The organism is Kitasatospora sp. NPDC088264 (genome assembly GCF_040685715.1).
Classification (GTDB): domain Bacteria; phylum Actinomycetota; class Actinomycetes; order Streptomycetales; family Streptomycetaceae; genus Kitasatospora.
Genome location: NZ_JBFBIR010000006.1, coordinates 43550 through 55993, shown reverse-complemented (window position 1 = coordinate 55993; position 12444 = coordinate 43550). Strand labels below are relative to the sequence as shown.

Below are 12444 nucleotides of genomic sequence, written 5' to 3'. Positions count from 1 at the left end.
GGCCACGAGCTCAGCCGGCGCGCGGTAGGGCTACTGACGAACGGCCCAGAAACGGTCGGCCATGTTGTCGAAGCCGACCGACGCGGACAGGGACTCCGGCGGCTCCTTCCAGAGCATCTGCCACTGGCCGTCGCCCGGGTCGTTGTCCACGATCACCTCCAGGCCGCGGGCGGTGTTGACCCAGCTGCTGGTCTGGTCGCGGAACCCGTAGTCGGCGAAGTACACCGGCCTGTCCTCGTGGAAGAGGTTGAACTGCAGCCTCCTACCGCCCCAGTTCTTGTCGGCGTAGAAGCAGTAGTAGGAGGGTTCGCTGGTCGGGGCCGGGCACTTCTTCCAGTCCGCGCCCCTGGCGGACCGACGGTGGTGGTCCCCGCTCCACGGCGGAGCCTGCGCCTCGCCCGGCAGCGGCAGGACCACCACCGCCCCGTCCGGGTACGTGATCTCGTTGGCGGCGGTCTGCTTACCGTCCTTGCTCGCGGTGAGTTGGGCGTCCACCGCCTGCTGCAGCAGGTCGCGGTCACCGCGGGCCAGGTTTCTGATGGCGGGCCGCGCGTCCTCACCCGTACTGGGCGCGGCTGCGGCCCGCGCCCCGAGGGGCGCAGCCAGGAGCACGAAGGCCACGACCCCACGAACGAGGAGACTGCGGACTTGAGAGTGCGTCATATTCCAACGGTAGCGATACGCATACGATATGTGATGCTCGCGTCTCGATCAGGGGGCGTGAAACGGCACGCACGCGCTGATCGATCGAAACCTGCGCCCGGGAGAGCACTTGCTGCTCACCGCGCCCGTCCGGGATCGTCCGGGATCGGGTCACGGAGCGGCCGGTGGTGGGCGGGCCGTCCGGCTGTGGACGTTCGGCCCCACCTCCCGCCGGCTGGTCCACGTCCGGATGCGGAACTTCCGTGTGGCATAGCCAATTTGGGTGAAGGTTTGCCCACCGGTCGACGGGAGGGCGACGGGGCGCCGTAGCCTCGGTGGCGACCCGTCGCCGCCGAGGTGCGCGATCCGTTCGGAGCCACGGGAATTCGTCGACTCGGAAAGGCCATCGACAGAAATGACACTCTCATCGGGCTCATCGGGCGGGACCGACGCGGCGGCCGGCGGGCCCTCCCGCCGGAAGCTCCTCAAGATCGGCATCGGCGTCGCCGTGGGGGCGGGGGCCATCGGCTCGGGTGCCCCAGCGGCGGTCGCCGGCGGTCCGAACGACCCTCCGAGCCCGACGGTCGCGACCAAGGTGAAGAACCTCAGCGGACCGGTCGAGACCGGGCCGTTCGCCTCGCCGTGGACCGACCTCGGCATCCCCGTGCTGTGTCCGGACGGCACCATGCTCTTCGTCTGCGGCGACACCTTCGACGGCGCCCAGGTGGGCGCCGCCGACTGGCGTGCCCCGGTCGGTCTGCGCTCCAGCAGCGCCGACCTGAACAACCTGCGCATCGACGGCAGCGTCGGCGGCAGCCACGCCAACAGCCTGGTCGACGAGCCGCACAACCCGGTCGGCGACAAGGCCACGACGGCGATCCCGTCCGACGTGTTCGTCGTCGACGGCGTGATGTACATGCACCTCATGCGCGGCGTCATCTACGACACCCACCACACCGACTTCTGGCGCTCCACCGACAACGGTGAGACCTGGCAGTACCTGTGCCAGTGGCCGGGCGACCTGTACGGCGGCCAGTTCCAGCAGAAGACGTACGCCGTGGCCGACGACGGCTACTGCTACGTCCTGTCCACGGTCTTCAACCGCGACGTGGAATCGGGAATGCTGCTGCACCGGGTACGGAAGGAGAGCCTCGGCAATCCGGACGCCTACGAGCCGTGGGGCTACGCCGACGGCGGGTGGCGGTGGAACGCGCCCGCCCCGACGACCGTCTTCGGCACCCGCAAGTGGGGCGAGATGTGCTTCCGCGCCATGGACGGCAAGTACGTCCTCACGTGGCTGAACATGGACCAGCTGTCGATCAGGGCGATGGTCTTCGCCCTTCCGACCTCGGACCTGACCACGACGCTGGAGCAGGCCATGATCCTCCCCTGCGCCCCGGGCCAGGAGGTCGCCAACCTCGTCGCCAGCCCGTACGGCGGTTTCGTCATCCCCGGCTCGACGTTCGGCAACTTCCACATCGTCGTCAGCCAGTGGTACGACCCGACGAACTACCGGATCATGCAGTACCGGATCAACATGCTGTCCTGAGCCCGCTCCGGCTTCGGGCCCGATGCCGCCGGCCCGGCGTCGGCCCGGAAATCATGTCGACCGCGCTCGCCTCGTCCGGTACGGTCGCGGGGTTGTTTTCGCTGCCGGGAGCCCGTGCGGTTCGCATGCGGTCTCCCCGGCGGTTCCCCGGCTGAGAGCAGGTATTCGTCATGGCGTGTCGTATCGGTGAGCTGGTGCTCGGTTGCCGCGACCCCGAGGTGCTGGCACGGTTCTGGTGCGAGGTCCTGGACTTCGTCGTACTCGGTCGCGAGGACGACGGCTCGATGGAGATCGGGCCGCGCGAAGGGTTCGGCGGTGCGCAACCGACGATCTTCCTCAGCCGTCGGGACGAGCCCGAGAAGGGCAAGTCCCGCCTGCACATCGACGTGAACCCCACCGACCGCGATCAGGACGCCGAGCTCGAACGCCTTCTGGCGCTCGGCGCGCGCCCGGCCGACATCGGCCAGACCGGGCAGGAGCAGTGGCATGTCCTGACCGACCCCGAAGGCAATGAGTTCTGCCTGCTCAAGGCTCGCATCGACCCGCTCTGATGCTCATCGGCCACGGCTCGGCGCCAGGTTCCGGACGCCCGGGGCCTGCCGCGAAGTCCGGTGCGGCGGGGGTGGCTTGATCGGTCTCGAATCTGACGTGGCGAAAGTCTTGTGCAGATTCGACAAGCTGACCAACCGCGTCTACTTCTGCACGGTGAACCCGAAGGAACGAACCAGCTGATTCCGCCGCCCGGTGGTTCGCTGCTCGCATGATGGCGTGGAGCCGCTGACGGGCCGCCAGGGGCGAGGCGCCCGGTTCGAGGTGTGTGCTGCTACTCGGTGCGGCTCCGGAGCTCGGCGAGGGTCTCCTCGACCAGCAGCCGCGCCTCGGCCACTGTTGCCGCCAGCAGTTCGGCGCTCTCTCCGGGCGCCCCCAACAGGTGGCGGACTCGCGGGCCGAAGCCGGCTGGCGCGGCCGGTAGCGTCTCGGCGGCGGCCAGCGCGCCCTTCTCGTTGAGGCACCAGCGCCGGTCGGCGGCGAACATCGCTTGCACCAGCACGCCAACGGCCCGGGAGAGGCAGAGCGAGACGTACAGCGTGTCCGCCCGTGCCGCGCCCTTCGCTGCGGCGCCGACCAGGAACTCCGCCTCCCAGGCTCCCGCCGTCAGGGCCTCTCGCAACGGCTCGGGGTAGGTCGCGGTCTCCTGTTGAAGGTCCGTCAGCTCGCGGGCTGGGTCGGCCAGGACCTGGCCGAGCGCCACCTCGCCCGCGTAGCAGGGCGACCAGAAGCCGAGGGGATGCCCCGCCTGCACGCCGACTTCGTACCGACCCTCGCGGCAGTCCGCCCACACCTGCTCGACCCGGTCCACGTCCCGCAGGATCCAGTCCACCGCCACGCCGTCGACTCGCAGCCACGCGCCGCCGTTCACCCACGCCCCCCAGCCGCCCGGGCCGGCCACCTCCACCTCGGGGCCGGCCAGCGCGCGCAACGCGGCGAGATCGAGCCCGCCACGGTAGTAGACGCCGAGGTCCCAGTCCGAATCCGGCCGGTGCTCTCCGCGGGCCCGGCTGCCGCCGAGCATGACTCCGACGACGCCCGGCACCTCGGCCAGGCGGTTGGCCATCTCCTCGATGATCGCTCGCACGGGGCGAGTCTGGCACTCACCAACGCGTCGGGCCAGCCGTTTCCGCCGGAGGCCATCGGATGCGAGGGCTTCGAGGGCTTCGAGAGCTTCGAGGGCGGGTGCCCCGGCGGCAGACGATCCACGCGCGTCTGGTGACGAGCGCGGGAGGGAACGGCCGATCCTCCGGAGCCATCGGGCGACGGAGCCGACACCCGTCCCCCGTGTCCTGTGACAGCACTCCAACGCCCCGCTCACCACCCCGAACGGACACGGTGAGTGTGGCCGAGCCACCCGAGCCGTGGGCCGGCTGTCAGGCGCAGCGGGCTTGCAGGTCCGCGGCGGAGTACCGCTTGCTGATCTTGCGCCCGGAGTCGTCGCGCAGGAAGAAGTACCACTGCTGATCCCTGTGGTGCCAGACCTTGTCCCGGACGGTGCCGCAGTGGGGGGTGCGGTTACGGTCATCGAGCACCACCTGCGCTCGTTGGCCGTCGTGGAAGGCGGGCGCGGGTATCTCGGCACCGCCCGGACTCAGCACGGCTGCGCGCGCCTGGTCGGTGAGCTGGTCCGCTTCCAGAGCCGAGTGAAGAACCGACCGGGCACACGACCGATCGTGGACGGTACCGAACGGAACCAGCTCATGGAGCTCGAAACGGCGGCTCGGCTCGGCACTGAGTCTGGCGGACGCGTGCAGGAGCATCGGCACCTCGGCCCAGCCCCCGGGCGGAAGCTCCCGATACACCTCACCCGAGGCACCCATGGCGGCCAGAACGTCGGGCGGGACCAGAGGCTGACGGACGTAGGCCTCGACAACCGCCAGACGCAGGTGCGCGGCAGGGATTCGCCGGCACAAGGCCACCAGGTCGCCGGGTCTGGTGATCAGGTTGATGAACGTGTGGTCGACGAACCGCTGGGCATCGAGGTGCTGCTCGCCACGTGCGTGGATGATGTCGACGGCGTCGGCGAACGCTGCGGGGAAGAGGTCTTCGTACGCCCATAGCCGGTAGGCGTTCAGTCGGTCGGCGAGCAGCCGGTAGCGTTGCTGGGCCGACAACGACATCAATCCATGGACGTCGATGTCCACTCACCTTCTCCCATCGCGGTCCGTGCCGGCGCTCGCAGTGTAGGACACCCTTTCACCGCACGATCGGTGTCGGCAGCCAACACCTGAGGGAAGGCGGCACGTTCATCGAACGCGCGGCGGTCCTTGAGGTGCCGGTTTCCGGGGTCGTTGGGTCGGCGCCGGTGGTGGGGCTTGGTGCCGGAGCCGGCGGGTGGGATCCGGCACCAATCCCCCTTCCCCAGGGGGAAGTTGGCCGCAAAGTGGCGGCGTCAGACCTGGTAGCGGTCCGGGGCGAGGAGGTGCAGGTGTTCGGCGACCCAGTCGGAGGTGTGGCGCAGGCCCTCGTCCAGGCCGACCCGGGGCTGCCAGCCGGCCAGGTCGCGCGCCTTGCGGTTGTCGGAGAGCAGCCGTTCGACCTCGCTGCCGCCGGGGCGCAGCCGGGTCGGGTCGACGACGATGTCGGCGTCCCGGCCGGAGGCGACGATCAGGGCCTTGGCCAGGTCGCCGATGGACACCTCGCTGCCGGTGCCGAGGTTGACGGTCTCGCCGAGCGTGCGGTCGGCGCGGGCGATGGCCAGGAAGCCCTCCGCGGTGTCGGTGGCGTAGGTGAAGTCCCGGGTGGGGGTGGTCGAGCCGAGCCTGATCTCCCGTGCACCGGAGTGGAGTTGGGCCAGGATGGTGGGGATGACGGCGCGGGCGGACTGGCGCGGGCCGTAGGTGTTGAACGGGCGGACGACGGCGACCGGCAGTTCGAAGGCGTGCCAGTAGGAGAGTGCCATCATGTCCGCGCCGATCTTCGAGGCGGAGTACGGGGACTGCGGCTGGAGCGGGTGGTGCTCGTCGATGGGCGCGGTGATCGCGGTCCCGTACACCTCGCTGGTGGACGTGTGCACCAGGCGGGCGCCGTGCCGCAGGCAGGCGGCGGCGACGTTCTGGGTGCCCACGACGTTGGTCTGCGCGTAGGCCTCGGGGGCCTGGTAGCTGTAGGGGATGCCGATGAGCGCGGCGAGGTGGAAGACGGTGTCGCAGCCGGCGACGGCGTCCAGGACCCGGCCGGCGTCGCGGACGTCTCCGGCGAGCATCTCGACGGGGCTGTCGGGGTCGGCCAGGTAGTGGGCGAGGTATCCGCGCTCGGCGTACGGCTTGTAGTGGACCAGGGCCCGGACGCGGGCGCCGCGGGCGACCAGCAGGTCGACGAGGGTGCTGCCGATGAAGCCTTCGGCGCCGGTGACCAGGACGGTCCGGCCGGTCCAGTCCTGGTGGGCGGCGGGGGTGTTCGGGTGGGCGGGGCGGTTCATGGTGGTCCTCCGGTGGTTCGGGGCGGGTGGTCAGCGGTCAGGTGGTCAGCGGTCGTACGGGCCAGGGACGGGGGCCGGGACGGCGGGCGGCGCGGGCGCCGGGGTCCGGCCGATGACGCGCAGCACCTTGGCGGCCAGCAGGTCGGCGGCGCGCGCGTGGTCGCCCGGGTCGGCGGCCTGCGCCATCGCGGCGAGCCGGGCCGGGTCGGCGAGCAGCGGTTCCACCAGGGCGGCCAGCCGTTCGCCGGTGCACTCGTCGTCCGGCAGCAGCAGGCCGGCGCCGGCGTCGGAGAGGACGCGCGCGTTGTGGGTCTGGTGGTCGTGCGGCGCGTGCGGGTAGGGCACCAGCACGGCGGGCATCCGGAGGCTGGAGAGTTCGGCGACGGTGGCCGCGCCGGCCCTGCACACCATGAGGTCGGCGGCCGCGTAGGCGAGGTCCATCCGGTCCAGGTAGGCGACGGCGTGCGCCACCGGGTTGCCGTCCAGCGCGGCCCGGACCTGCGCCAGCGCGGCCGGGCCGGTCTTGATCAGCAGCCGCCGGTCGGTGCGGTGGCGCCAGCGTCCGGCCAGTTCGACGGCGGCCGCGGTGAGGCGGGCGGCGCCGAGGCTGCCGCCGTTGAAGACCAGCAGCCGGACGCCGTCCGGGACGGCGAAGTGCCGACGGGCCTCGGCGCGCAGCGCCGCCCGGTCGAGCTGGGCGACGGCACCGACCAGCGGCATCCCGACGGTCTGCGCCGAGCGGCCGGCGGGCAGGTGCTCGCGGGTGCGGTCGAAGGCGAGCGCGATGTGCGGGGTGAGCCGGGCGGCGAAGCGGTTGGCCCGCCCGGGCACCGCGTTCGACTCGTGCACCACGCTCGGCAGCCCGGCCATCCTGGCGCCGACGATCACCGGCGCGCTCGGGTAGCCGCCCATGCCGACCGCGACCTGCGCGCCCTGGGCCCGCAGGATCTCCCGGCAGTCCCGGCCGGAGCGCAGCAGCGCCGCGGGCAACAGGTAGCGGCGCGCGCCGAGGGAGGCGTCGAAGGGGATCATGTCGACGGTGTGCAGCCGGTAGCCGGCCTGCGGGATGAGGGTGGTCTCCAGTCCGCGTTCGGTGCCGACGAAGGAGATCACGGCCCGCGGGTCGGCTCTGCGCAGCGCCTCGGCCAGCGCGAGGCCCGGGTAGATGTGTCCGCCGGTGCCGCCGGCGCCGATCACCACCGACAGGGGGCGGGCCGGATCGTGGTTGGCATGGTTGCCGTGGTTGCCGTGTTCTGTCCGCATGCCGTCGAGCTTGCTGAGGCCGCCTAAGAGACTTCTCAGAGTCGTTCTGCGGGGCGAGGACGACGGACGCGCCCAGGCGCGACCGGCGGCACAGAGGTGGCAACGCCCGGCAGAGGGCCCCGTGGCCGCCGCGAGGACGAGCTAAGAGGCTTCTCAGATTCGTTCTGAGAGGGTTGTCCGCATGAGCAACGGGCAGAGAGTGCTGGTCGTCGACGACGATCCGGAGGTGCGGGCCGCCGTCGAGGACGGGCTGGCCGTCGAGGGCTACCAGGTGCGCGGCGCCGCCGACGGGCTGGCGGCGCTGAACGAGGTGTCCGGCTGGCAGCCCGACGCGATGGTCCTCGACCTGATGATGCCCGTCCTCGACGGGCTGGCCGTCTGCCGCCGGCTGCGGGCCCTGGGCGACCGGCTCCCGATCCTGGTGCTGACCGCGCGCGACTCGGTGAGCGACCGCGTCGACGGCCTCGACGCGGGAGCCGACGACTACCTGGTCAAGCCGTTCGCCCTGGACGAGCTGACCGCCCGGCTGCGCGCCCTGCTGCGGCGCAGCGCCCCGGCCGCCGAGGAGCCCGGCTACCGCTTCGCCGACCTGGAGGTCGACCCGGCCACCCGGACCGGGAGCAGGGCCGGACGGCCGGTGGAGTTCTCGCGCACCGAGTTCGCGCTGCTGGAGGTGCTGCTGCGCCACCCCGGCCAGGTGCTCCCGCGCGAGGTGATCATGGAGCGGGTGTGGGGCGCCGACTTCGGCCCCGACTCCAACTCCCTCGCCGTCTACGTCGGCTACCTGCGCCGCAAGCTGGAGGCCGGCGGCGAACCCCGGCTGGTGCACACGGTGCACGGGGTCGGCTACCGGCTGGACCGGGCTTGAGGGCGCACGCGCGCTGGCGGCGCCGGCGCCCGCTGCGCACCCGGCTGGCCCTCGCCTGCACGGCAGCGGTCGCCGTGGTGGCGCTCGGGATCAGCGCGGCCGCGTTCAGCATCGTCCGCTACGAGCTCAACCACCAGCTCGACCAGCACCTCACCCAGCAGGCCACCCTGGTGCAGCAGCAGCACCGCGACCAGGGGCCGCAGGTCGTCTACGGCGAGTGCAACTTCCTGGCCGCCCCGGCCTGCGCCCAGATCGTCTCCGCCGACCCCGGCAAGGCGCCGAACGAGCCGTACCTGCTGCCCGTCACGCCGACCACCCGCCAGGTCGCCGACCGGCAGCGGGCCGGCTACTTCACCGACCTCACCATCGGCGGCCACCCGGCCCGGATGCTCACCACCCCGATGATCGCGGCGCCGCCCGGCGCCCGGCAGGCCGTCCAGGTCGCGCTGCGCGCCGACAGCGTCCAGGAGGGAGTGCGGCAGGCCGGCGCGCTGATGGCGGCCGTCGCGGCGGCGGGCCTGCTGCTGGCCGCCGTACTCGGGCGCACCGTGGCCCGCACCGCCCTCGCCCCGGTCGCCCGGCTGACCCGCACCGCCGAACGGATCGCCGACACCCGGGACGCGGGGCTGCGGATCGAACTGCCGCCCGGGCGCCGCGAGGACGAACTGACCAGGCTGGCGGGCAGCTTCAACACCATGCTGGGCGAACTGGAGCAGTCCGTGGCCGCCCAGCGCAGGCTCGTCGCCGACGCCTCGCACGAGCTGCGCACCCCGCTGACGGCGCTGCGCACCAACGCCGAACTGCTGGCCCGCGCCGACCGGTTGACCGAGGGACAGCGGGAGCGGGCGGCGTCCGCGCTGCACCGCCAGCTGCGCGAGGTGACCGGGATGGTGAACGACCTCATCGAGCTGGCCCGCGACGAGGAGCCGCAGCCGCTGCTCGAACAGGTCGCGGTCGGCCGGCTCGTCGGGCACTGCGTCGACACCGCGCGCGGCCACTGGCCGGCGATCGCCTTCGCCCTCGACGACGACGCGGAGGGTGCCGCGGGCCACGGCGCCGCCGAGCGCACCGTCCCCGGCGTGCCGGCCCGGCTGGCCCGGCTGGTCTCCAACCTCCTCGACAACGCGGCCAAGTTCAGCCCGCCGGGCGCCACGGTCGAGGTCCGGCTCACCGCCGGGCTGGAACTGACCGTCCGCGACCACGGCCCCGGCATCGCGCCCGAGGACCTGCCGTACGTCTTCGACCGCTTCTACCGGGCCTCCGCCGCCCGCGCCCTGCCCGGCTCCGGGCTCGGGCTCGCCATGGCGCGGCAGATCGCCCACGCGCACGGCGCCACCCTCACCGCCGAGGCCGCCCCCGGCGGCGGGGCGCTGTTCCGCCTGCGGCTGCCGGGCTGAGCGGGCCGCGACGGTTCGGCGGCGCGGCGGCCAGGCGGCCCGGAGGAGGAGCGGCGGCGCGGCCCCATCGGCGGCTGGTCCGCGCCGCCGGTCTTAGCGGACCTCCACCGTCACCGGATCCGAGGTCCTCTCGCGAACGGGGTGGCGGTCGTCCAGGCCGGTCAGGCCGAACAGCACCGCGCGGTATTCCAGGACGCCGCCGTGTGCTGCCTTGACCTGCGCGGCGACCTCCGCTTCGGTGCCCGTCTCGACCACGGCGCCGCAGGTCATCCGCTCCCACGTCGACCCGCTGCCGCGGCCCTCCAGGCACACCTGCACGTAGGCGGCGCCGTCGTCGTCCCCGTGCCCCGTGACCGTGAAGGTCGTGCCGACCCGCGCCGTGTGCGGAGCCACGACCTCCACCTCGCCCTTGGCGAACGCGGGCCCGGCGGCCAGGGCCACCGAGGCCAGACCCAGCGCACCGATCACGGCGGCCCGGCCGCCCCACGCCTTCGTCCCGGTCCTCTTCGTCCTGCTCATGAACCAACCTCCTCTGGAACGCCCCCACATGGGGGCCGCGCCTTGCGCAGGCGCCCGGGTGTGCCCACCGATTATCGGGGCCGGCCTCCGCCCCGGCCGGGTTGCGACGCGGCCCGGCGTGGTCGGGACGGGACGGTGGACTGCGGGATCGTCGGGCGGGTCGCTTCGGGAGTGGGCGGCTGCCGGGCCGGCACCACGGAGGGGCTGACCGTGGCCCCGGTTCTGCCCTTTCGTCCCTCGTCCAATCGCTCCCGCCGCCCCTAGACTCGGCGGGCGGGGGCGGCTGGAAGGACGGGGAGGGCGTGCGCGAGACACGGAGAACCGCGGAGCGGCAGACGACGGCGCCGGCCGCCGCCGAGCGCGGGGCGCGCCTCACGGGCCTGGCCGCGCTTCAGCGGCGGGTGGGGAACGCCGCGGTGACACGCCAGGTGCAGCGCCAGAAGGGCGGCCTGGACGAGCACTACGCCACGAGGCCCACCGAGCACCCCGAGTGGGGGCCGTACCAGGAGCTGACGAAGGCCGCGGGCATCCCCCAACCCCAGGCCGACGCCGCCTGGCAACTGCTGCTCGGCGGGGTCGACTCGCAGGGCGCGCTGAACGACGAGGCCATGGCGAAGACGAGCGACCGCCAGGAGCAGCGCGAGCTCCGGGCGTCGAACTCCTGGTACCAGGAGTTCGTCAAGCTCGTGGCCGAGCACCTGGAGATCGAGACGCCCACCATGGCCCTGTGGGCGGGCGGCATCGAGACCAGTGACTACGCGTACCGGAAGGGCCACACGCCCCTGGGGCGGACCCGGATCGGCAGTGTGCTCAACGTCCTGGAGCTGCACCCGGACTGGAAGCTGACGGGGCCGATGTGGAGCGTCCTGTCCAAGGCCTTCGTGTCCCGCGCGACCGGCCCCGTGCACATCTTCGTACGGGCCTACGCTCCGGAGAGCATCCTCATCAGGCTGGAGGTCCCGGAACTACGGCTGGTCCAGCGGCTGAACCCGGACGTGAAGCTGATCTGGCACCCCGTGTACACCGCTCCCGGCGGGCAGATGAGGGAGATCTCGAAGGACTGCCGACTCGTCGACAACGCGGAGTACGACGGGCGGGACAAGTGCGTGAGCGCCCTCATCCAGTACCTCAGGATGTTCCACGACGACGGCAACACCGAGGCCGCCCCCGCCCACAAGAGCATGGAGCGGCTGCTCGTCGCGAACGGCCACAAGGACGGCGTCTGAGACTGCCTCCCGGGCAGGCGGGCCCTGCCTGCCCGGGCGGTGCGGCTACCGGACGACCACGGTGTCGGGGACGCGGTTCGGCCCGCCGGGGGTGAGGGCACCCGCCGGGGCGAGGGCATGGCGTGGGCGCCCTGCGCGGGTGAGCCGTCAACTGTCCGGCGGACAGGGCCCATCGGTTTCTGGGACAGGATCGGGATACTTCCCGCACCTGCCTGTGAACGACCCCCGCCTACGGTGATCACACCCGGTGAACCTCACCGGTCGAACGACATCGGGAGACCTCATGCGCACGCGCCGCCTCGCCCTCACCGCCGCCGCCGTCGCGGCGCTCGCCGCCACCGCGACGGCCTGCGGGCCGGACAACAGCGACACGGGCTCCACCGCCGCCAGCCCCGCGGCCACCGCCGCCGCGCCCACCGGGGCCGCAACCGCATCCACCGGGGCCTCGCCGACGAAAGCCGCCGCCGCGCCCACGTCGCCCTCGACGCCGAAGTCGTCCTCCACGCCGAAGTCGCCCGACGCGGCCTCCTCCCCCGCCGCCGACAAGACCGGCTACGGCCAGGCCTGCGGCGCCAACGACCTGGTCCTCGGCGCGAAGGCCGAATCCCAGGCCGGCGGCTACCTCCTGATCACGGCCAAGGCCAAGCCGGGCATCACCTGCACGCTCCCCGGCACCCACCCCACCATCGCGTTCGGCTCGCGCGGCATCGAGGCCGCCAACGCCGAACAGGCCACCGGCGAACCGATCACCCTGAGCGGCGCCAAGGTCGCGTACGCGGGCATCATGACGAAGACCACCAAGGACAACCAGGCGGTCCAGTTCACCGACGTCATCGTGGGCATCGGCAACGCCGACCCCAACCCGGCCAGCATCCTCGTCGGCGACACGCCGGTCGACAAGCCGATCGTCACCAACTGGCACACCGTCGCGAAGGACGCCGTCCCCGGCCTCTGACGGCCGTTCACCGACGGGGCGCGGACCGGCCGTACGACGGCGACCACCGTAC

The 12444-nt window shown here is 72.6% G+C and carries 12 protein-coding genes; 6 read left to right on the top strand and 6 right to left on the bottom strand.

The genetic code is table 11. From position 1 onward, the window contains the following. Window positions 1–30: 30 nt before the first annotated feature. Window positions 31–663 carry a peptidase inhibitor family I36 protein gene (locus AB0O82_RS07325; protein WP_363581075.1) on the bottom strand — a complete coding sequence of 211 codons (633 nt, stop codon included), beginning with the start codon at window positions 661–663 and terminating at the stop codon, window positions 31–33. A 394-nt stretch (window positions 664–1057) separates the two neighbouring features. Between AB0O82_RS07325 and AB0O82_RS07320 the strand changes: the two genes are divergently transcribed. Both AB0O82_RS07320 and AB0O82_RS07315 read left to right on the top strand, forming a co-directional pair. After that, window positions 1058–2191 carry a DUF4185 domain-containing protein gene (locus tag AB0O82_RS07320; protein ID WP_363581073.1) on the top strand — a complete coding sequence of 378 codons (1134 nt, stop codon included), beginning with the start codon at window positions 1058–1060 and terminating at the stop codon, window positions 2189–2191. A gap of 170 nt (window positions 2192–2361) precedes the next feature. After that, entirely contained in the window at window positions 2362–2742 is a 381-nt protein-coding gene (locus tag AB0O82_RS07315; RefSeq protein WP_363581071.1) for a VOC family protein, read from the top strand. 272 nt (window positions 2743–3014) lie between these two features. On the opposite strand, the gene AB0O82_RS07310 is transcribed toward AB0O82_RS07315, so the two are convergent. From AB0O82_RS07310 to AB0O82_RS07295, 4 genes are all read right to left on the bottom strand, one after another. Then, window positions 3015–3806 (bottom strand): nucleotidyltransferase domain-containing protein, encoded by a 792-nt coding sequence (locus tag AB0O82_RS07310; RefSeq protein WP_363581304.1) that lies wholly within the window; start codon window positions 3804–3806, stop codon window positions 3015–3017. Window positions 3807–4116: 310 nt separating this feature from the next. Then, window positions 4117–4887 (bottom strand): hypothetical protein, encoded by a 771-nt coding sequence (locus tag AB0O82_RS07305; protein ID WP_363581069.1) that lies wholly within the window; start codon window positions 4885–4887, stop codon window positions 4117–4119. 248 nt (window positions 4888–5135) lie between these two features. Continuing rightward, entirely contained in the window at window positions 5136–6164 is a 1029-nt protein-coding gene (locus tag AB0O82_RS07300; RefSeq protein WP_363581067.1) for an SDR family NAD(P)-dependent oxidoreductase, read from the bottom strand. Window positions 6165–6209: 45 nt separating this feature from the next. Beyond that, window positions 6210–7427: a UDP-N-acetylglucosamine--N-acetylmuramyl-(pentapeptide) pyrophosphoryl-undecaprenol N-acetylglucosamine transferase gene (locus AB0O82_RS07295; protein WP_363581065.1), complete on the bottom strand. Its 1218-nt coding sequence runs from the start codon at window positions 7425–7427 to the stop codon at window positions 6210–6212. 181 nt (window positions 7428–7608) lie between these two features. On the opposite strand from AB0O82_RS07295, the gene AB0O82_RS07290 reads away from it, so the two are divergent. Together AB0O82_RS07290 and AB0O82_RS07285 are read left to right on the top strand one after the other, a co-directional pair. Then, the gene (locus tag AB0O82_RS07290) at window positions 7609–8295 is read left to right on the top strand and encodes a response regulator transcription factor (RefSeq protein ID WP_063352055.1); all 687 of its coding nucleotides are present in this window, start codon (window positions 7609–7611) and stop codon (window positions 8293–8295) included. Further along, window positions 8292–9692 (top strand): HAMP domain-containing sensor histidine kinase, encoded by a 1401-nt coding sequence (locus tag AB0O82_RS07285; protein ID WP_363581062.1) that lies wholly within the window; start codon window positions 8292–8294, stop codon window positions 9690–9692. Before AB0O82_RS07290 ends, AB0O82_RS07285 begins: the two co-directional genes overlap by 4 nt. Window positions 9693–9785: 93 nt before the next feature. Here AB0O82_RS07285 and AB0O82_RS07280 read toward each other — a convergent pair whose 3' ends face one another. Next, window positions 9786–10211 carry a hypothetical protein gene (locus tag AB0O82_RS07280; protein WP_363581061.1) on the bottom strand — a complete coding sequence of 142 codons (426 nt, stop codon included), beginning with the start codon at window positions 10209–10211 and terminating at the stop codon, window positions 9786–9788. Between the two features lie 302 nt (window positions 10212–10513). Here AB0O82_RS07280 and AB0O82_RS07275 point away from each other — a divergent pair, with 302 nt between their 5' ends. Together AB0O82_RS07275 and AB0O82_RS07270 are read left to right on the top strand one after the other, a co-directional pair. After that, complete coding sequence (locus tag AB0O82_RS07275) at window positions 10514–11437, top strand: hypothetical protein (RefSeq protein WP_363581059.1); 924 nt, start codon at window positions 10514–10516, stop codon at window positions 11435–11437. Window positions 11438–11720: 283 nt separating this feature from the next. Then, entirely contained in the window at window positions 11721–12392 is a 672-nt protein-coding gene (locus AB0O82_RS07270; protein WP_363581057.1) for a hypothetical protein, read from the top strand. Window positions 12393–12444: the final 52 nt, after the last annotated feature.

What these genes read in the sequence shown, in the direction of transcription:
- AB0O82_RS07325 (WP_363581075.1), bottom strand. Translation starts at nt 663, where the DNA reads ATGACGCACTCTCAAGTCCGCAGTCTCCTCGTTCGTGGGGTCGTGGCC.
- AB0O82_RS07320 (WP_363581073.1), top strand. Translation starts at nt 1,058, where the DNA reads ATGACACTCTCATCGGGCTCATCGGGCGGGACCGACGCGGCGGCCGGC.
- AB0O82_RS07315 (WP_363581071.1), top strand. Translation starts at nt 2,362, where the DNA reads ATGGCGTGTCGTATCGGTGAGCTGGTGCTCGGTTGCCGCGACCCCGAG.
- AB0O82_RS07310 (WP_363581304.1), bottom strand. Translation starts at nt 3,806, where the DNA reads ATGGCCAACCGCCTGGCCGAGGTGCCGGGCGTCGTCGGAGTCATGCTC.
- AB0O82_RS07300 (WP_363581067.1), bottom strand. Translation starts at nt 6,164, where the DNA reads ATGAACCGCCCCGCCCACCCGAACACCCCCGCCGCCCACCAGGACTGG.
- AB0O82_RS07295 (WP_363581065.1), bottom strand. Translation starts at nt 7,427, where the DNA reads ATGCGGACAGAACACGGCAACCACGGCAACCATGCCAACCACGATCCG.
- AB0O82_RS07290 (WP_063352055.1), top strand. Translation starts at nt 7,609, where the DNA reads ATGAGCAACGGGCAGAGAGTGCTGGTCGTCGACGACGATCCGGAGGTG.
- AB0O82_RS07280 (WP_363581061.1), bottom strand. Translation starts at nt 10,211, where the DNA reads ATGAGCAGGACGAAGAGGACCGGGACGAAGGCGTGGGGCGGCCGGGCC.
- AB0O82_RS07270 (WP_363581057.1), top strand. Translation starts at nt 11,721, where the DNA reads ATGCGCACGCGCCGCCTCGCCCTCACCGCCGCCGCCGTCGCGGCGCTC.